The sequence below is a fragment of the Youngimonas ophiurae (nom. illeg.) genome, assembly GCF_049803795.1.
Lineage (GTDB): Bacteria > Pseudomonadota > Alphaproteobacteria > Rhodobacterales > Rhodobacteraceae > Thalassobius.
The window spans coordinates 27,112-46,555 of sequence record NZ_JBNAGJ010000002.1 but is presented as its reverse complement, the minus strand read 5'-3'; the positions used below and the strand labels follow the sequence as shown (position 1 = coordinate 46,555).

General features: G+C 61.4%; 11 protein-coding genes and 1 tRNA gene. 4 read left to right on the top strand and 8 right to left on the bottom strand.

Annotated elements, in window-relative coordinates; all coding sequences use genetic code 11:
* Window positions 1-96 precede the first annotated feature (96 nt).
* Together ACP15O_RS04640 and ACP15O_RS04635 are read left to right on the top strand one after the other, a co-directional pair.
* Window positions 97-627 (top strand): DUF7931 domain-containing protein, encoded by a 531-nt coding sequence (locus tag ACP15O_RS04640; RefSeq protein ID WP_425094874.1) that lies wholly within the window; start codon window positions 97-99, stop codon window positions 625-627.
* 32 nt (window positions 628-659) lie between these two features.
* Window positions 660-1,232: a hypothetical protein gene (locus ACP15O_RS04635; protein WP_425094873.1), complete on the top strand. Its 573-nt coding sequence runs from the start codon at window positions 660-662 to the stop codon at window positions 1,230-1,232.
* Here ACP15O_RS04635 and uvrB read toward each other — a convergent pair whose 3' ends face one another.
* Window positions 1,233-3,422: an excinuclease ABC subunit UvrB gene (uvrB, locus tag ACP15O_RS04630; RefSeq protein WP_425094872.1), complete on the bottom strand. Its 2,190-nt coding sequence runs from the start codon at window positions 3,420-3,422 to the stop codon at window positions 1,233-1,235.
* Window positions 3,423-3,845: 423 nt separating this feature from the next.
* Between uvrB and ACP15O_RS04625 the strand changes: the two genes are divergently transcribed.
* Entirely contained in the window at window positions 3,846-4,157 is a 312-nt protein-coding gene (locus ACP15O_RS04625) for an ETC complex I subunit (protein ID WP_425094871.1), read from the top strand.
* Between the two features lie 74 nt (window positions 4,158-4,231).
* On the opposite strand, the gene ACP15O_RS04620 is transcribed toward ACP15O_RS04625, so the two are convergent.
* Both ACP15O_RS04620 and ACP15O_RS04615 read right to left on the bottom strand, forming a co-directional pair.
* Window positions 4,232-5,053 carry an ATP-grasp domain-containing protein gene (locus ACP15O_RS04620; protein ID WP_425094870.1) on the bottom strand — a complete coding sequence of 274 codons (822 nt, stop codon included), beginning with the start codon at window positions 5,051-5,053 and terminating at the stop codon, window positions 4,232-4,234.
* 291 nt (window positions 5,054-5,344) lie between these two features.
* A tRNA-Arg gene (locus tag ACP15O_RS04615) sits at window positions 5,345-5,421 on the bottom strand.
* Window positions 5,422-6,066: 645 nt separating this feature from the next.
* On the opposite strand from ACP15O_RS04615, the gene ACP15O_RS04610 reads away from it, so the two are divergent.
* Entirely contained in the window at window positions 6,067-8,241 is a 2,175-nt protein-coding gene (locus ACP15O_RS04610) for an esterase-like activity of phytase family protein (protein ID WP_425094869.1), read from the top strand.
* A gap of 49 nt (window positions 8,242-8,290) precedes the next feature.
* Here ACP15O_RS04610 and ACP15O_RS04605 read toward each other — a convergent pair whose 3' ends face one another.
* The 5 genes from ACP15O_RS04605 to ACP15O_RS04585 form a co-directional block, all read right to left on the bottom strand.
* The gene (locus tag ACP15O_RS04605; RefSeq protein ID WP_425094868.1) at window positions 8,291-9,934 is read right to left on the bottom strand and encodes an FMN-binding glutamate synthase family protein; all 1,644 of its coding nucleotides are present in this window, start codon (window positions 9,932-9,934) and stop codon (window positions 8,291-8,293) included.
* 183 nt (window positions 9,935-10,117) lie between these two features.
* Complete coding sequence (locus ACP15O_RS04600) at window positions 10,118-13,831, bottom strand: translocation/assembly module TamB domain-containing protein (RefSeq protein ID WP_425094867.1); 3,714 nt, start codon at window positions 13,829-13,831, stop codon at window positions 10,118-10,120.
* The gene (locus tag ACP15O_RS04595; RefSeq protein WP_425094866.1) at window positions 13,831-15,672 is read right to left on the bottom strand and encodes an autotransporter assembly complex protein TamA; all 1,842 of its coding nucleotides are present in this window, start codon (window positions 15,670-15,672) and stop codon (window positions 13,831-13,833) included. Before ACP15O_RS04595 ends, ACP15O_RS04600 begins: the two co-directional genes overlap by 1 nt.
* Window positions 15,673-15,836: 164 nt before the next feature.
* Window positions 15,837-17,072, bottom strand: a complete 1,236-nt coding sequence (locus ACP15O_RS04590) for an efflux RND transporter periplasmic adaptor subunit (protein WP_425094865.1) — start codon at window positions 17,070-17,072, stop codon at window positions 15,837-15,839.
* A 4-nt stretch (window positions 17,073-17,076) separates the two neighbouring features.
* The gene (locus tag ACP15O_RS04585) at window positions 17,077-19,443 is read right to left on the bottom strand and encodes an ABC transporter permease (RefSeq protein WP_425094864.1); all 2,367 of its coding nucleotides are present in this window, start codon (window positions 19,441-19,443) and stop codon (window positions 17,077-17,079) included.
* Window position 19,444 lies beyond the last annotated feature (1 nt).

The window sequence follows — 19,444 nt, the reverse complement described above, 5'->3', positions numbered from 1 at the left end:
TAACGGGATGTTGACGACAATACGGAGAGTGTCTGGGCTTCTGCTTTCGTATGGGTAGAATTGACGGGCTTAGCCAAGGGCTGCTATGAGGACGCAATGTTTGATGAATTTGGTGCGCAATTGGAAAAATACAGAGCGCTGGTGTTAAAAGCCGCAAAAGAGCGTCGCGGAGACCCCGTTTATAACGGTTCGCTGGAACATGCGGCCATTCTGGCTGAGAACCTGTTTAAGTTCTCGGAGAAGGAAGTATGCGTTCTGTCTGGCAGTCTAAACCCCCGTGTTTTCGGCAATCGGCGCGTTCTGGATCGCGCCGCCGAGTTTTTGGGAAAAGCGGGCTGTTCGGTGCAGATTTTGATCGAACGCTCTGATGACGTGGATTGGGAAGATCATCCATTCGTTCAGAAATTCAAATCCAGCTCGGATCTGGAAGTGCGGACTTTGCAGCCCGATCAGATAGAAAACTTGCCTTTTCACTTTATAGTGGCGGATAGTGACAGCTACAGATTCGAGAAAGACAAAGGCACGTCACAGGCAATTGGTGCATTTGGCGATTCAGAAGGCGGCGCACGGCTGAAAGGCATTTTCTCGGAATTGTGGCAAGAAGCTGAGAAAAAAACACTACAATAAATCGAATATCCGAGGCCGTCATCGAGTATCCTGTGTTTTCCGAACTGCCCCATTTGCAGTCTACTCTAAGCGTGGCCTTTGCGTTGAATCTGGCGTATCTGGGGCTGCCGCGCTTTCGCTATCGCGAGAGAATTTCCAAATATGCCAACGAAGCCTTGAGCGGATTGGGGCAGGTCAATGGCGGTTTATGCCGGACGGGCTGGTATCTGACGCTTCAGCGGTTGGCATTGGTGCCGGGCGATAAGACGGTTCTGCATGACGGCAAAGTCCCGAACGAACTGTGGGGCATCGCCTACAAAGTCATATTCGAGCGGAAATTCGACATCATGTTCTCGATTGTGGCCTGCCTGTTCATGGGGGCGCTGATCGTATTGGGCGTCGCGCATGAGATCAATTACCTGGACGGGACTGTGGCCTATTTCACGAGCGAGCTTATCCATTGGTGGTATTGGGTTCATATCGCATTGGGATTGCTGCCGCCCATTTTTGTGTGGATGGGGCGCTCTGTTGTCAGTGGCGGCATGGAGTACATTGATGCGAACATCGACAATATGAAAAAGTCGATGCAGGCCGATGTGCAAAAGGCGGAATTGCCGCCGCATTGATCAGCGTTTCTTTTTGCGTTTCACTCCGCCACGTTGGCCAGGGCGTCCGGCGGTTGAACGTCCGGTGGCGGCCTCGCTGGCGGCTTCGACAGCCGATTGGCGGGCCAGAGGATCGTCGGCGATGGCCAGGTCCACGGCCTCCAGCCGTTTGATTTCATCGCGCAGGCGGGCGGCCTCTTCGAATTCCAGGTTCTCGGCGGCTTTGCGCATCTCGCCGCGCAGCCCGTCCAGATGCGCCTCCAGATTGGCGCCGTGCATGGGCTTGTCGATCTTGGCGGTGACGCGCGCCTGATCGGTGTCGCCCTGATAAAGACCGGCCAGAATGTCCTCGACGTTCTTTTTCACGGTTTCGGGCGTGATGCCGTGTTCCTGATTATAGGCGATCTGCTTGGCGCGGCGGCGGTTGGTTTCGGCCAGCGCGCGCTCCATCGAGCCAGTCACCCGGTCGGCATACATGATCACGCGGCCCTCGGCGTTTCGGGCGGCGCGGCCGATGGTCTGGATCAGCGAGGTTTCCGAGCGCAGGAACCCCTCTTTATCCGCGTCCAGAATGGCCACCAGCCCGCATTCGGGAATGTCCAGACCTTCGCGCAGCAGGTTGATGCCGATCAGAACATCAAAGGCCCCAAGCCGCAAATCCCTAAGGATTTCAATGCGTTCTATCGTGTCGATGTCGCTGTGCATATAGCGCACCTTGATGCCCTGCTCGTGTAAATACTCGGTCAGGTCTTCGGCCATGCGTTTGGTCAGGGTGGTCACCAGAACGCGGTAGCCATCGGCGGTGACGCGGCGAATTTCGTCCAGCAGATCATCCACCTGCGTGTCCACGGGGCGGATTTCCACCTCGGGGTCCAGCAGGCCGGTGGGGCGGATCACCTGTTCGGTGAAAACGCCGCCGGTTTGTTCCAATTCCCACGCGGCGGGGGTGGCGCTGACGAACACGGACTGCGGGCGCATCGCGTCCCATTCCTCGAACTTCAGGGGGCGGTTATCCATGCACGAGGGCAGGCGGAACCCGTGCTCGGCCAGGGTCAGCTTGCGCCGATAGTCCCCCTTGTACATCGCCCCGATCTGAGGGACGCTGACGTGGGATTCATCTGCAAAAACAATGGCATGGTCGGGGATGAATTCGAACAGCGTGGGGGGCGGCTCGCCTGGTCCGCGCCCCGTCAGATAGCGAGAATAGTTCTCGATCCCGTTGCACACGCCGGTGGCCTCCAGCATCTCCAGATCGAAGTTACAGCGCTGTTCCAGCCGCTGCGCCTCCAGCAGTTTGCCGTCGCCGACCAGATGATCCAGCCGTTGGCGCAGTTCTTTCTTGATGCCCTGGATGGCCTGCTGCATCGTCGGTTTCGGCGTCACGTAATGCGAGTTCGCATAGACGCGGATCTGTTCGAAATCATCGGTTTTCTGCCCGGTCAGAGGGTCGAATTCCGTGATTGCCTCCAGTTCCTCGCCGAAAAAGGACAGGCGCCAGGCGCGGTCTTCCAGGTGGGCGGGCCAGATTTCCAACACGTCGCCGCGCACGCGGAAGCTGCCGCGTTGGAACCCCTGATCGTTGCGGCGGTATTGTTGGGCCACCAGATCTGCGATGACGGCGCGCTGGTCGTATTCCTCGCCCGCCTTCAGATCCTGCGTCATCGCCCCGTAAGTTTCGACCGAGCCGATGCCGTAAATACAGCTGACCGAGGCCACGATGATCACGTCGTCCCGTTCCAGCAGCGCCCGCGTGGCCGAGTGGCGCATCCGGTCGATCTGCTCGTTAATCTGCGATTCCTTCTCGATATAGGTGTCGGACCGGGCGACATAGGCCTCGGGCTGGTAGTAGTCGTAATAGCTGACGAAATATTCGACGGCATTGTCGGGAAAGAAGCCCTTGAATTCACCGTATAGCTGCGCGGCCAGCGTCTTGTTGGGGGCCAGAATGATGGCGGGGCGCTGCGTTTGCTCGATCACCTTGGCCATGGTGAAGGTTTTCCCGGTGCCCGTCGCGCCCAGCAGCACCTGATCGTGCTCACCGTTCAGAACGGCGGCAGAGATTTCGGCGATCGCGGTGGGCTGGTCGCCGGCCGGTTCAAATTCCGAGTGCATGACGAATCTCTTGCCGCCCTCCAGCTTGGGGCGCGATTTCACATCCGGGGCAGGAGCGTGCAGAATCGGCTGTGTCTGATCGTTATGGGCGTAAGGCATGAGAATCTCCGGGCAGATACCCCAGATTTGATCTGTTTTTGTTCTTCTTCAACCCCTCTTTGTCAGCGCCGCGCCTGTGCGGAACAAAAGCCCGGTTTCCGTTCGCCCTGCGGAAATGCTGCGTTTGCACCTGAATTGGTAACTTCATCGGACCAATTTGAAATTAATGCAAAAAATACGCGTCAATTTTGAAATTTCTGGAATCGATCCTCTTGTGATTTGATGCAAATCCTACGTATCATTGTTCTCAGCAAGCAGCAGGCCTGGTCGTCATGAGGTCCGCGTTCACCCACCCCTCGCTCCCTGCGGGCTAAATGACGGCCATCGCCGATTTCCGGGCGAAATCGCACGGGAAAGGGGCGGTCTGCTCTTGCCGTCTTCCCCATTTTAGCTGATAAACTCGCGGCAAAGAGGAGTGCTGACATGCGTGCGCGTATCTACCAACCTGCAAAAACCGCGATGTCCTCGGGGACCGCGAAAACCAAGTCCTGGGTTCTGGAATTCGCCCCTGCCTCGGCGCGTGAAGTGGATCCGCTGATGGGCTGGACCTCTAGTTCGGACACCCAGTCGCAGGTGAAGATGAAGTTCTCCAGCAAAGAGGCCGCGCTGGATTATGCCAAGGAACATGGCATCGAGGCCACCGTCGCCGAGCCGAACAAACGTAAGCCCAACATTCGTGCCGGCGGCTATGGCGAGAATTTTGCCACCAACCGCCGTGGCCCCTGGACGCACTAAGGCGCGCGTGATCCGAACCAGATAAGGCGGCCGATCCGGTCGCCTTTTTTATGCGCCTCTGGTGTCGGCGTGTTTCAGGCGACCGAGGTCATATTCGTCAGATAGTTGCGCGTGGACAGCTGGCTTTCCAGATAGCGCGGCAGTTGCGGCAGCAAAGAGCCTCCGATCCGCGGGTTGATCTCGTACAGATAAGGGTGCCCATCCATAATCGCGAAATCAATGCAGATCGTGCCGTCCTGAATGCCCAAGGCACGTGTCGCATTCAGCCATTGATCCAGAAAGGGCACCTCTGCCACATGCTGAGACCTGACCGGGCTGTGCAGATTTCCCAGGATCAGCCCGCTTTGAGCCAGATGATGGTGCACCGCATGGGCAAAGATCAGCTCTCCGTTGTGAAAACTCAGATGCGCGGCCCATTCATCCCCAGGTGAGACAACCGCCTGCAAAAATTCGGTCTGCGGATCGCATGGCTGGGCCTCTTGTGGTGAATTCACATAGCTGCACCCATAGCCCCAGGACCAGCGCCGGGGTTTCCTGATCAACGGATAACGGTCAGGATCGGCTGGCGCGAAACAATAGACCGCCGGCACGAGAGCAGCAAAGCCAAGGGCAATAAGGCGTTGATTTAGCGAGAACTTATCGTCGCATAGCGTGCTTAGAGCATGGGGGACATAAGGGGTAACCGGCTGGGCATTCGTCAGGTGCAACTCGTCCAGCAAATCCTGGTCCTCAATCGTCAGCGGGACGATCAAATCCCATTCGGACGGGTCGATCAGCGATAAATCCTGCATGTCCGGCCTGAAGCGGCTGTCGGTCAGATAGCCCTCGATTGCGGGCCACCAATCAGGTTTCAGGCCAAACATGACCCGAACCTCGGAGGGGTTCAAATTCGGCATTTCTCTGCCTTTTTGTACTTTTTACGTCTGCTCAAAGGGATTTTAGCACATTTTAACCTTTTGGAATAGTGGGTAGAGGCTATTCCACCTAGGGGGGACTGCGCCCGCAGCCCACACATCCGGAGCCTGTTTTGCCCCCCCGATCCCGTCGTTCGGGGCGGGAGCTACGCAAGCTCTGACGCTACAACGCGTTTCGATGAATTCTCTGTCTGGAACTTCAGCGACTAAATCATGGAATGACTGGAGCGCTCCAGCTTGTCCGCATTGCATGTAAGCGAGCAGGAGGTGGCGTGGCGACCCCGGAAGAACTCGAATCCTCAACCTGCTGATTAGAAGTCAGCTGCTCTATCCAGTTGAGCTACGGGGCCGTATCCACATGGGGTGTGTAGCAGATGCGTTTTTCAGTGAAAAGCACCTTTCATAGCTCTGCGAAGACGGTGGATTATGCCCTTATCAGATCAATAATAAAACCGTGCGCTCTCTTTCAACAGGAACCTATCCGAGGAAAAGCACAAATTTTACAATCACTTGTGCTCAGGGGTTTTCCTGTGCGCCAACCGTTGGAGCGTTTATGACCGCATCGAGCAGGGGACATGCCCAGCGGCGGCCGACGATCTGTATGGGCTTTAGCTGGCCATCAAAGACGACAGGGATGTTGCCGCCTAAATGGCAACGCCCCTGTTCCCAGGGAAAGCTCTCATCGGCCTCCGGCGGGGCCCTTCTTTGGTGTGTAGAAGGGAGGTGTGGAGCGCTCTTACTGTGCAAATGCGAAAACCTCAAACTCGCGGCGCGGTTTGAGATCGTGTCACACATGCTCAATGTGAGCGGGCAAAAACTGTCAAGGCTGTTCTGGTTTGAACGGTCTGCCTGAAAATTCACCGTGTTCACGCCGGACTGCATTGGCGGGGCCGCTCATTCATGGGCGTCATCTAAATGTCATCAAACCGAAACACGCCTGTTTCCGACCAATTTCAGAAGCCAATGAGATTGCGAAGACCTCAGGAGGGTATCCAATGGCATCCACTCAATTTGGCCTGAGCCTGTTGCTGACTACCGCATTGGTGGCGGCTCCGGCGTTGGCAGAGCAGAATTTTAACCGTATTGCGTCTTTTCCCGTTGTGTCGAACATGGCCGCAGGCGCGGATACCGAGCGCGAAACCAGCCCCGAGATCATTGACGCCACCGCCGATGGCCTGACGCTGGTCTATACCGACAGCCCGTTGAAGGTGATTGGGTTCGTTGACATCACCGACGCGCATGACCCCAAACCGCTGGGCAATATGGACGTTGGCGGAGAGCCGACCTCGGTGACGGTTCTGGGCGGCACGGCCTTTGTGGGCGTGAATACCTCGGAAAGCTATGTCGCCCCGTCGGGTAAGCTGATCTCGGTCGATGTGGCCAGCCGGGTGCAAACCGGCGCTTGCGATCTGGGCGGCCAGCCGGACAGCGTGGCTAAGGCGCCCGATGGGTCTTTCATCGCCGTTGCCATCGAAAACGAGCGCGACGAAGACCTGAACGGTGGCCTTATTCCGCAATTTCCGGCGGGCACTTTGGCGCTGGTGGATCTGAAGGACGGTGCGCTGGATTGTGGCTCGCTGCGCTTTGCCGATCTGACCGGCCTGGCCGAGATTGCGGGCGCAGACCCCGAGCCCGAATATGTCTCGATCAACGGGCTGGGAGAGATCGTGGTGACCTTGCAGGAAAACAACCACTTGGCGATTGTGTCGAAGGACGGGCAGGTGGTGAATCACTTCTCGGCCGGCAGCGTGGATCTGGAGGGCATCGACGCCACCGACGAACGCGGCGCGCTGATTTTCACCGAAAGCCAAAAGGGCCGCCTGCGCGAACCTGACGCCGTGACCTGGATCAGCGACGACATGTTCGCCACCGCGAACGAAGGCGATTACAATGGCGGTGCGCGCGGGTGGACGATTTTCCACAAGGACGGCACCGTTGTCTATGAAAATGGCACCGATTTTGAACGAGCGATCATCCAGATCGGCCATTATCCGGACAAGCGCTCGGACAGCAAAGGCGTCGAGCCCGAGAGCGTAACTTTCGGTGTTTTCGGCGGTACGCCCTATGTGTTTGTGGGGGCCGAGCGCGCCTCGGTTGTTGGGGTTTATGACGTCACCGACCCTGCCGCGCCGGTGCTGAAACAGTTTCTGCCCTCGGGCGTGGGCCCCGAAGGCTATGCGGTCATTCCGGGTCGGAATCTGCTGATCTCTGCCAATGAAAAAGACCTGATCGAGGACGGCGGCGCCCGCGCCCATGTGATGCTGTTCGAAATGCAGGATGCACCGGCGGTTTACCCGCATCTGACCTCGGCCGGTATGGATCAGCTGACCGGGTGGGGCGCGATTTCCGGTATGGTTGCCGATCAGGACGGGATTGTCTGGGCCGTGAATGACAGTTTTTACAGCTTCCAGCCCTCGATCTTCAAAATCGACACCAAGATGAGCCCGCCCCGCATCGTTGACGTCATCCGCGTTCACCGCGAGGGGCGCCCGGCCCAGAAACTGGACATGGAGGGCATCACGCTGGACGGTCATGGCGGGTTCTATGTCGCCTCGGAAGGGCGCACGGACCGGGTTGTTCCTCATGCGATTTATCATGTGAAAGCCGACGGGTCGATCAAGGCCAAGAAGGGTGAGATCGGTCTGCCGCCCGAGCTTATGGCAGTCGAAACACGCTTTGGTTTCGAGGGGATAACCAAGATTGGCGACATTCTGTGGATGGCCGTTCAACGCGAATGGAGGGACGACCCCAGGAACCACGTCAAACTGGTGGCCTATAATCTGAAGACCAAGGAATGGGGCGCGGTCCTGTATGAAAAAGCGCAGCCCGAAACCGGCTGGGTGGGTCTGTCGGAAATCGTCGCGCATGGCGATCATGTCTATGTGATCGAGCGCGATAATCAGCATGACCATCGTGCCGTGACCAAGAAAATCTATCGTATCCCGGTTGCCGAAATGGTGCCCGCCCCGCTGGGCGAGGAACTGCCGGTCGTGTCCAAAGAGCTGGTGCGTGATCTGCTGCCGGACCTGACCGCGACGGGCGGATACGTGCTGGATAAGGTCGAAGGCCTGGCCATCATGGAGGACGGCACCGCCTGGGTGTCAACCGACAATGACGGTGTCGATGACCATTCGGGCGAGACGCTGTTCTGGTCTTTCCAGGTCAAATAGCCTCGGATGAAAACGGGCTGGATGCGCGCCCCGCGGGGCGGGCGTCTGCCTATTGCGCCGCGCTAAGCCGTGATGGTCCGCGCAGTACCTGCGCGGCCGAGAATGTCTCGGATGAGGCGCGATGCCACTTGTCATGTAAAGCATCGAATTCGGGATAATCCGCCGGATGCAGCAGGTATTCGTGCGGCAGTTCGGGAAATGCCTCGTTCCCGTCCAGAAAATCGGCGTTCTTCGTGCGGAACATGAAGTGATAGGGCAGGAAGGCGCCCGGATGCTCCAACCCTGCGGCGCCAGTGATCTCGGCCAGCGCCTTGAGCGTGTTGGTGTGCAAGCGGGTAACGCGTTCAGCCTTGGAGACCGGATCCAGCGCTTTTTGCCGTGCCTGATCTTGTGTGGCCAGGCCGACGGGGCATTTGTTCGTGTGGCAGGCCTGCGCCTGAATGCAGCCAATCGCAAACATGAACCCCCGCGCTGAATTGCACCAGTCGGCCCCCAATGCCAGCGCCCGCGCGATATCATATGCACTGACGATTTTACCCGCGGCACCGATGCGAATCCGGTCACGCAAGCCAGCGCCGCGCAGCGTGTTGTGGACAAAATTCAGCCCCTCCAGCATCGGCATACCCACGCGATTGGCAAATTCCAGAGGGGCCGAGCCGGTGCCGCCCTCTTTGCCATCCACCGTGATGAAATCCGGGGTGATTCCGGATTGAAGCATGGCCTTGACGATACACATGAATTCGCGCCGGTGGCCGATACACAGTTTGAACCCGACAGGCTTTCCCCCTGACAGATCGCGCAGCTTGGCGACGAATTCCATCAGTCCAAGAGGCGTTTCAAAAGCGCTGTGCGCAGCGGGCGAGACGCAATCCACCCCCATCGGAATGCCGCGCGCCTCGGATATTTCTGCGGTGATTTTGGCCGCCGGCAGCATCCCGCCGTGACCGGGCTTTGCGCCCTGGCTGAGCTTAATCTCGATCATTTTGACCTGAGGATCGGTGGCGCGGGCGGCGAATTTTTCCGGGTCAAAGGCACCATCCGGTGTGCGGCAGCCGAAATAGCCCGAGGCAACCTGAAAAATCAGGTCTCCGCCCCCTTGGCGATGATACTTGCTGATCCCGCCTTCGCCCGTGTCATGGGCAAAACGCCCGGCTTTGGCGCCTTTGTTCAGCGCCAGAATCGCATTGGCCGACAGCGAACCGAAGCTCATGGCCGAGATGTTATAGAGCGACGCGTCATAAGGCTGCGTGCACTGAGGCCCGCCGATTGTGACCCGAAAGTCCCAATTTTCAACGATGCGAGGGCGGATCGAATGGGTCAGCCAACTGTAGCCCGCGTCATAGACACGTTCATGCGTGCCAAAGGGTTTTTTATCCTCGACACCCTTGGCGCGCTGATAGACCAGGCTGCGCGCCTCGCGACTAAATGGAACCTCGTCGCGCTCATCCTCCAGCAAGTATTGGCGAATCTCAGGGCGGATGGATTCCAGGAAGTAGCGGAGATGGCCGATAATCGGATAATTGCGATTAACAGCATGATTTTTCTGCGAAAGATCGTGAATTCCAACGGCGATCAGCACGCAGGAAATCAGGAACAAGGGCACCATCCAGGCGATCCCAAGAAGCGCGAGGATGCCTGTCGCCATGGCGGCGGCGACTGCTACTGGCATCGCAAGATTTCGTTTGCGGAACATCCGTTTCCTCCCGTTCGGTGGCCGCGATCACAGACCGTCGCGCGGGCGATAGGGCCTGCGACGTATTCCAAGGGTAAGCCCGTTTTCCGGGCTGGCAAGTCTGTTGCCGGTTCCGACCGTCGTGTTGCGATCAGTCTTGGCGCAAAAAGTTGAGAAAAGATTGCGGCGCGTAAATCTCTGCGGTCAGTAGTCTTTTTCGATGAAAATCCCGATACCCGTTTCCCCGTCCGAAGACAGGCGTCCGCGCGCGGTGACCGAGCGGTTGATGTTCAGGTTCAGATTGATCTGGGAATTGCCTTCGGAATCGGCGGTGACCTCGGAATAGATGTTTTCTCCCAGGTACTTACCGATCCGAGCCTCGGTGGCGCCTTCCTCGGAAGTTGTGATGTCCAGATCGTCCAGCGCCAGGCCTTTGCGGACCTTGCCCCCCAGCCCGGTCCCGCCGCCTGTCAGGGTGCGCACGGCGGCGGCCAGACGCACGGCTTGCAGCGCGGAAATGCTGCTGATTCCCTTGCCGAACAGGATCAGCGCCAGAACCTCGTCCTGGGGCAGGTCGGGGCTGGAGGCAAAGCTCAGCTCGGGCGCGCTGGCCTGTCCCTGGATCTGGATACTGGCCGTGGCATCGCTGGTTTCGGTGCTGGCGACAAAGCGAATGAACGGATCAAAAGCGCCCTGCAACTGGATCAGCCCTTCGTCCAGAGTCAGCCGTTTGCCCAGAATATCCAGACGTCCGCGGATCAGATCGAACCGCCCTTGCGGCACCACGTTCTGCGTTGTCCCTGAAAGCTGCAACACCCCGCCCAGTTCGGCGTCCAGCCCGCGGCCGCGTACGAAAATCCGGTCGGGCGCCAGGATGCGCAGATCCAGATCATAGGACGGCCCCGCAGCCGTATTGCCGTCCGCGCTTTGCAGCATTCCCGCGTTTTGCCGGGTGTTGCGGACCGGGGCGGGCTCGTTCACATGTTGCAGGCCGGGCAGGGTGGCATGGCTGGCCCCCGAGTTCGCCGGAATACGCAATTCACTGTCGCTTAGCGCCAGCCGGCCGGACAGGTCCGCGCCGCCCGTCAGTGGCCCGGAGAGACGGACGCGCCCATCCACGGCCGTTTCAAACAGGGTCGGGTCGGTCAGCCGAACGGATGTCAGCTCGGCCTCCAGATCGGCGGCATAGGGGGGGGACAGGGAAACCGGGCCGGTCACGCGCAGCCTGCCCCCGGTCGAGACACCGCCGCTGAGCGCCAGCTGCGCCTGATTGGCCCCCATCTGTATGCTGGCCGCGATGTCTTCGAGTGCCAGGCCCGCGCTGGGAAGGGACATGCGCGCGCCCTGAGTGCTGATCTGCCCGCTGACCGAGGCCAGTTCGGGCGGGCCGCTTATCTTCAGATCATACTGGAGAAGGCCGCTTAGGCTGCGCGGGCGCAGGATGTCATTTGCCAGCGCCAGCGGTGCCACCCCATCCAGCGCCAGATCCACAGCCGAGCCATCGCGCGCAACCTGCCCCGACGCGTTCATCCGCGTTCCTCCGGGCCCCGCGCCCGTAGCCTGAAGCGCCCAGTTTTCGTTGATCTGCCGCAGTGTGCCGGTCAGGCTGGCAGGGCCGCTCAGGGCGCTTTCCAGCACGGCCAGATCACGTAGGCGCGCGGTGATGGACAGCGCCTGATCCGCCGCGCTTTCGGCTTTTGCGGTCAGTTCGGGGCTTTGGAAATCCGCGGCGTGCAGCGTGATGCGCCGCTGCCGGTCCCGTCCGATCTGTACCCGTGCCGTGGCCTGATCGCGCAACAGGCTGTCCAGTTGCGCCAGCCCGGTTTTCAGCCCCTTGGCGTCCAGGGACATATCCACGTCAAAGGACTGCTCTGCCGGCTTTCCCGTTCCTTGCAGCGACAGCTGCGCCCGGCCCGCGATGGGCTGGCCGGAAAGGTCCGCATAGGCAGACAGCGCAGCGATCTCGGCCTGCAAAACCGCTTGGGCCTCCAGCGTATCCCATTGCGCGCCGGTTGCTGTGGCCTCAAGCTTGGCGGTCGCCTCGCCCGGAGCCTGCGCCGTGGCGGTCAGGGTCCAGTCACGGTCTTTGCGCTCCAGCTGAGCCGCAAGCGTCGCCGCGCCGCTAAGCGCGGGCCAAAGCGCGGAAACATCCGCAGATTCGGCCCGCAGGACGGCTTGCGCCGTGGTGCTGCTGATCTGCGCTGCGCCGCTGATCCGGGCGGCGGCTGTCTGGGCGCTCAGACCCTCCAGAACCGTGCCGTCATTGTCGCGTTTTGCCGTAAATTCCAGCGTGCCCGGACCGTTCAGCGCGGCATCCAGAACGCGCGGTCCCAGGCTCAGATTCTGAGTATTGCCCTGCACATGCAGGTTGAAACCACCACTGACCGGCAGAATTTCCCCGCTCAGCCGCATGTCCGCACGCCCCGACACAGGCTGCCCGGCCAGACCCGCAAAATGCGTCAGATCAGGCACGGATAACGCGGCCTGCGTGTCGATCCGCAATTCGGCGGCACCGTCCAGATGCGCAATGTCGGCCTGTCCGGACAGCTCGAAAGGCGATCCCGACACCGAGAGATCGCGCAGTTTCAGCCCCGGATCCGGCGCCCAGTCAAATCGGAAATCGGCGCTGAGCGCATCCCCCAGAGCGCGGGCCAGATCGGCGTCTTGCGGCAGCACGCCTTGTGCGGTCAGGGCGACTTGCCCGCCGATTGCCGCAGGCCGCGCCGTGCCGCGCGCCAGCAGACTGGCCGCGGCGATGCTTAGGTCCGGGCGGTGCAGGCGATCAAGCTGGCCGTCCAGGCTCCAGCCGTCGCCAGAGGCGCTGTCGAATTGCAGATGCAGCTGTGCGCCGGACAGGGTGGTCCGGGCTCCGGGCAGAGGCAGAGCGACCGGCGTACCATCCGTGGGCACGATCCGGGCGGTCAGATTGGCCTGCGTCACCTGACCCGTTTCCGACACCCCCAGACTGCCTCGCGCCGTCAGCGATTGGGCCAGAATATGAAAGGCTTCGATCCGCAGCTGGCCGTTTGCCGTGCGCGCGCCAGAGGCCTGCACCCGAAGATCCGGGCCGAAAAACGCGCGATATTCGGGCGCGAACAGGGGGCTGACATCCCCCTGCATCTGCGCCCGGAACTGCGTGTCCTCGGCCGGCTGGCCAAGTGTAAACTGCCCGGTCAGGCGCGGCTGCGCATCGGTTCTCAGCGCCAGATCCCCGGCGAAATCGCTTAGGCTGCCCGTGCCTTTCAGCTGCAAATCCACCGAGGGCGTCCCCGGCAGGCCCAGGCTGGTGGCCAGCAGACCGTTCCGGGGCTCGGACAGGGACAAATCCACCGTCAGATCCTGCGTTTGTGCCCCGTAAGAGGCGATCAGGGTCAGGCTGCCCGATTGCGGCGCCAATCGGGTGATGGACAGATCAACCTGCCCCGCGCCCTCGATTAGCGAGCCCGATCCGGCAAGGGACAGGATGGCCTCTTGGCCGATCAGATCCTTGCCCAGCTCGGCGCGGTCGATCGCCAGTTTGGCAATCTCGATCGACACGGGCAGATCCGGCAGCGCGATCGGCGTTGCCTCGGCATCGGGCAGGGCGTCCTGCGTTTGCGGCGCGCGCGGCACCAGAACCCGTTTGGCCGACAGTTCGGTGACTTGCAGCGCCCCCGACAGCAGCGCCGCGCGGTTCCAGTTCAGTGTCACATCCTGCAAGGTCAGCCAGATACCGCCCGCATCCGCGACGGTCAGCTGCTGGATTGTCGCGGTTGAGCTTAGCGCGCCTTCGAAGCCCTGAACATCCACAACCCGGCCCTCGCCCGATAGGGAATCCTCGATCAGCCCTTCGAAAAAGCCGCGTTCCTGGGCCTGAATGTCTTGGGCCAGAACCGGCAGGGGGGCGGCCAGCGCCGCGATCAAAAACCATCTGCGCATCAGAATGCCTGCCCAATCCCGATATAAACCTGTACGCCTTCGCCGGTGCTGCCGGTCAGCGGCCCGGCAATGTCCAGCCGGATCGGCCCTACCGAGGTGTCATAGCGCAGGCCCAGCCCCGCGCCAGAGTGCCAGCGGCCCGATCCGTCATACACGCTTTCGGATCCGATATAGCCCGCATCGGCAAAGCCAACCAGGCTGATACTGTCCGTCACCTTGGCGCGCAATTCGGCCGACAACCCCAGGAAACTGCGCCCCCCCGAGGCCGCCCCGCCCCCCTGATCCACGTTCAGCGACTGATAGGGCTGGCCGCGCACAGTGCCGCCTCCGCCCGAGTAGAACAGGAAATCGGGGGCGGTTTCGGACAGGCCTGGCCCCATGACCGAGCCCATCTGGAACCGTGCCGCCGCCACATAACGCGCGTCCTTGTCCAGCGCACGATAGAGCCGGCTGTCCAGTTGCAGCTGCGCGCCCGAGGCTTCGCCGCTCAGGCCCACGAAGGGCGAAACGCGCGCGTTGACATAGTGCCCCCCGGTCGGGTTCAGAATGTCATCGCGGTGATCCCAGCGCAGTGCGAAGGGCGTTGAAAACAGCGTGAACGTCCGATCCCCAAAGGCATCGCGCGTATCGAAATGGCTGAGCGCCAGCTCCAGGTCGCCCTCCAGATGATCCGAGAAAATCCGCGTCGCGCCGATCCCCAAGGTGACATTATCCGAGCGATAATCGGTCTCTTCCAGGCTTTCCAGATCCAGCCGGGCGAAAAACTTGGTGTCCGCGCCAAACACGGCGGGGCGCTCGAACCGCGCGCCCAGGCTATAGTCCAGCCCGCCCGTGTCGCCGCCGATCCCGGCCACCTCGCCGCCAATGCGCAGCCGTTCGGCCCCGCCCAGCAGATTGCGGTGCATCCAGAATCCCGACAGCATAAGCCCTTCGAAGTTCGACAGCTCGGCCCCGGCTCCGAAACGGCGGGGTTTTTCATCGGTAACCGAGGCCGCGATGTCCATGCTGCCATCGGCGTTCAGCCTGTCGGCCTCGGTCAGGGTGACAGCGCGAAACGCGCCGGTGCGGCGCAGGCGGGTTGCGGCTTTTTCAAGCTCCAGAGGTGAGAAAACCTGCCCCTCGGGCAGACCGGCGATGCGGCGGATACGGGTGGGGCGGACCTTGCTTTTCGCTTGGTTTTCTCCTGAATTCTCTCCGGTCACGACCAGCGCGCCGAACCGTACCAGCGGCCCCGGCGCGATCGTAACATCTGCGTTCAGAACCGCCGAAGCATGATTGGCGCTGAAAGACTGAGAGACGGGCTCGGCCTTGGCGTGCCCAGCCAGGCGCCAGCCGTCAACGGCCGCCCCAACCGCATTGATCACGGCAGTAGAGCGCGCCGGAGCGCCGGGGGTGAACTCTTCGGGCAATTGCAGCCCCTGGGGCAGAGGCGCGACGCGGGCGGTGCCGAACCTGAACCGCGGGCCGGGCGTGACCTGAACATTGATTTTGGAAATCTGCGCGGGCGGGTTCAAAGGCGGGATCGCTGCGGCCTCTTGCCCATCCAGACGAATGCGGATCACCCCCGAATAATACCCGTTGGCATAGAGCGTCTCCAGCAGGCGCTGATATTCGGCCAGAGCGGTGGAAAACACATCCTGCGGATCGCTGACCCCTTCGGATTTGGCCAGTTGCAAAAGCGAGGCCTGCCGCAGCCGTTTGCGCAGCGCGTCGTGATCGGTGGGGATGTCAAAGGTCAGCTCGTCAAAGGCCAGCGCCGGGGCGGGCAGACCCCCCAGGCAGGTGGTCAGGCACAAAGCCAGCGCGGGCAGGGCTCGCAAGAGCGATTTCGATCTGGTCACGGGGGCGTCTCGGGCGGGTTGGCGGCGTTTGGGCAGGTAAAAGGGCGGGGCAAAAGGGCGGTCAAGGATATACGCACAGAATAGGCCGATCCGTCGCCAAGTTCACGCCCAATCCAGCGCGCGCGGGCAGAAATCAGCGGGAAAATGCCGCCGCGCCGCCCGGATCACTGATACGCGGTGCGTTCGGCAACGCTTTGGCCGTCCATCAACCCCGAGGGCGGGTACAGAACGATCTGCTCGTCGGGGCTGACCCCGGTGGCGATGGCCGCCGTCAGCCCGTTATTCGCGGCCAGCTGAACCGCGCGCTGCACGGCCACGCCGTTTTCGACCACGAACAGCGCCCATTGGTCCGGTCCCGCCCGGAACAGCGCGCCCGCCGGTACGATCAGCGCATCCTTGGCCGACCATGTGACAATCCGGGTTTCCACGCGGAAGCCATGGCCCAGGGTGGGGCGGTCCTCATAGGGGCTGAGAAACCGGATGGTGACATTGACCCGCTGTTCTTCGACCCCAAGAGCCGAGACTTTGGTAAAGCCCCAGGGCTCGATCCGAGAGACCTCGCCCTTCAGGGGCACGGGCCCGCCCCAATTGTCGATCACCACCGGATCGCCCGTGCGGATTTTGACAGCATCGGTGGACAGAAGCTCGGCCAGGACTTCCAGATCGGTTTCGATGTCCCCGATCTCCAGAATGGGCGTGCCGGCAGCCAGGGTGATTTCCGACTGCTGCATGATTTGCAGAACCGCGCCGGGGACGGGGGCCTTGAGCGGCAGCACCTCATCCTGTTCGGCCTCGATGGCCTCGGCCAGCCCGGTGTCGTCAAAGGAAATCAGCGCGGCGCGGGCGTTGTTCAGCTCGGCCACCCGCATCGAGATCGCAGCGCGCGCGGTATCCAGTGCGGCATTGGCCGCGCGGGCGGTGCGCTGATCGCTGTCCAGCGCGGCCTGGCTGACGATGCCGCTGTCGAACAGGCGTTTGGTGCGCTCCAGATTGGCCTCGGCCAGGTCACGGTCCGCGCGGGCCTTATTCAGATCGGCTTCGGCCACGCGCAGGGCGGCCTCGGCGGCGGTGACATTGGCGCGGGCCTGCTCGCGTGAACGTGCATCCAGCGCCGAGGGCGAGGTGGGCAGCATCCGCGCCACCACGTCGCCCTGTTCCACGCGATCCCCCGGTTCAATCGTCAGCCGCATCATCCGCCCCGCGATGGGGGTGGAAACCACATAGGGTTCATGCACCTGGGTGCGCCCCTCTTCGTCGATGGTGACCTGCATGGGGCCCTGGGTCACGCGGCCCATATCCACCAATGTCGGGCGCGGCCAGAACGCATAGCTTAACGCCCCCGCCACCAGCGCAACCGCCGCCAAGGTCACCACCAAACGCGAGTTTTTCCGTGCTGCCATCCGATCAATCCCTCGACTTGAGCGACGCGACAAGATCCACCTTGTCCAGCTCTCGTTTCACCAGCCATCCCGACAGGCCCGCTGCCAGCAGGACAGCGACAATTGCCAGCCCATAGCTTTGCGGGCTGAAGGTGACTGGTATCTGATATATATCGGTCGAAAACCCTTTGACCGTGAGATAGGTCAAACCATAGCCCAATGCGATCCCCAGGGGCAGGGCGGCCAGCGTGACCACCGCCAGCTCGCCCAGCAGCACGAACGAGGCTTCGGATTTCGAAAACCCCATCACCCGCAGGCTGGCCAGATCCCGTTCCCGTTCGGCAAAGGCGATCCGGGCCGAGTTATAGACAATCCCGAAGGTGATGATCGCCGCCACCGCCAGCATGATATAGCGCACCGATCCGGGGCCGGTGTTCATGATCTCGACCAGGGCCTCGCGGATGTCCGATTTCAGGGAAATCCCGGCGATTTGCGGCATCTCTTTGAGGTCGTCAATCAAGCCGGGCAAAAGCGATTCATCAATCGTCAGCGTGGCCCCCGTCACCTGGGCGGGTTCGTTCAGAACGCGCGACAGGGCGGACAGCTCCATGAAGGCGGGCGCGCCCATCAGGGTTTCCGCCACGCCGATCACCGGCAGATAAAGCGTCGGACGGCGGCCTTCGCGGATCTCGGCGATCACCGTGTCACCGGGGGACAGGTGCAGGATTTCCGCCAGAGGTTTGGACAGGATCACCCCTTCGCGCCGCATCGAAATGGGCTGCTCATCAGCGTCGATCACCCTGTTCAGAATGGGAAATTCCGGCCGCCCCTCGATCGCGCCGCGATAGCTGTGGGTGCCGTTGCGGAACATCACCGACACCGCGCGCGCGGGCTCCACATGTTCCACACCGGGCAGGCGGCCCAGTTCCAGCAGCGCTTTGTCCGTCTGTTTCGAGGTAAAGCTCAGCGACATCTCACCCCGGTTCATGACGTTGAAGCTCAGGTCCAGCGTGGTGTTGAACCCGGCCATCAGCGTCAATGAGGCCACGGACAGCGCCAGCCCCGTGCCGATCCCCACCACAGCGCCGATCATGCGTCCCGGATAGCGGGTCAGCCGGCGCAGCACCATGCGGCTGGGCTGGTCCAGCCAGCGCCGCAACCGCGCGGCCAGGTCAAAACTGCGCGAATAATCGGGCGGGGCCGGCGGGCGCATGGCCACGGCGGGCGTCAGGCGGAACACGCCGCGCAGGACAATGAGGCTCCCGGCTGAGGCGGTCAGGATCGACACCGCAAACCCGGTGACAAAGCTGCGTGGGTCCACAGTGAACACCAGAAACGGAAATTTATAGTAAATCTGATACATCCGCGACAGCGCATTGCCCGCCCAGATCCCCGCGACGGACCCCACGATGGCCCCCAGAATGGCGATCACCATGACCAGTTTCAGATAGTGCAGGCTGACCTCCCACGAGGAATAGCCAAATGCCTTCAGCAGCCCGATCTGTTCGCGCTCCGCCTGCACCATCCTGTTGATAACAATGTACAAAAGAAACGCCGCCACCCCCAGGAAAATCGGAGGAATCACGGTGGACGTGCTGTTCAGCCCCTTGATTTCCTCTTGGATGAAACGGTTCGATGTCAGATCGACCAGCCCATAGGCTCCGCTGGCGCCATAAGAGGCCAGCAGCTCATCCGCGGCCAGAATGATGCCTTCGGCGTTGGTGTCGCGGGTCAGGGAGATCAGCGCCTGATTGAACGCGCCCTGCATGTCATAGGCCGCAGACAGCGCTGCCTGACGCATCCAGAACACCGCGAAACGGGCATCATCGGGGACCATTTCCCCCGGCGCGGTCGAATACAGAAATTCAGGCGATTGCGCGAAACCTGTGATGCGAAACACGCGTTTGGTGCCGTTCATCGTGGCGGTCAGATGGTCATTCAAGTGCAGATCGCGGGCCTTGGCGAACCCGTCCAGCAGCAAAATCTCATCCGAGCGCCCCAGATCGGGCAGGCGTCCGTCCACCAGGTAGATGTCATTCAGCCGGGGTCGCCCGGTATCGGGCAAAGACAGCGCCTGGGCGCGCACGGGCAGGGCGTCCGCGCCGATGTCGATCAGAGCCCAGCCGCTGACCCGCCCTTCGAGTGCGGCCACACCGGGCAGGGCGGCCAGACGTTCCAGCATCCGTTCGGGCGCGCGGGTGACGGGCACAAAGATGTCGGCCAGGCGGTAGCGGTCATAATAGGCCAGGCGGGTCTCATCCAGCGTATTCACCAGACCTTTCATCATGACCATCATCAGCACGCCCAGGGCGATCACCAACCCGATGGCCGCCGCCTGTCCCTTGATCCGGGACAGATCGCGCCAGAGCTTGATGTTCAGCGGGCTTAGCATG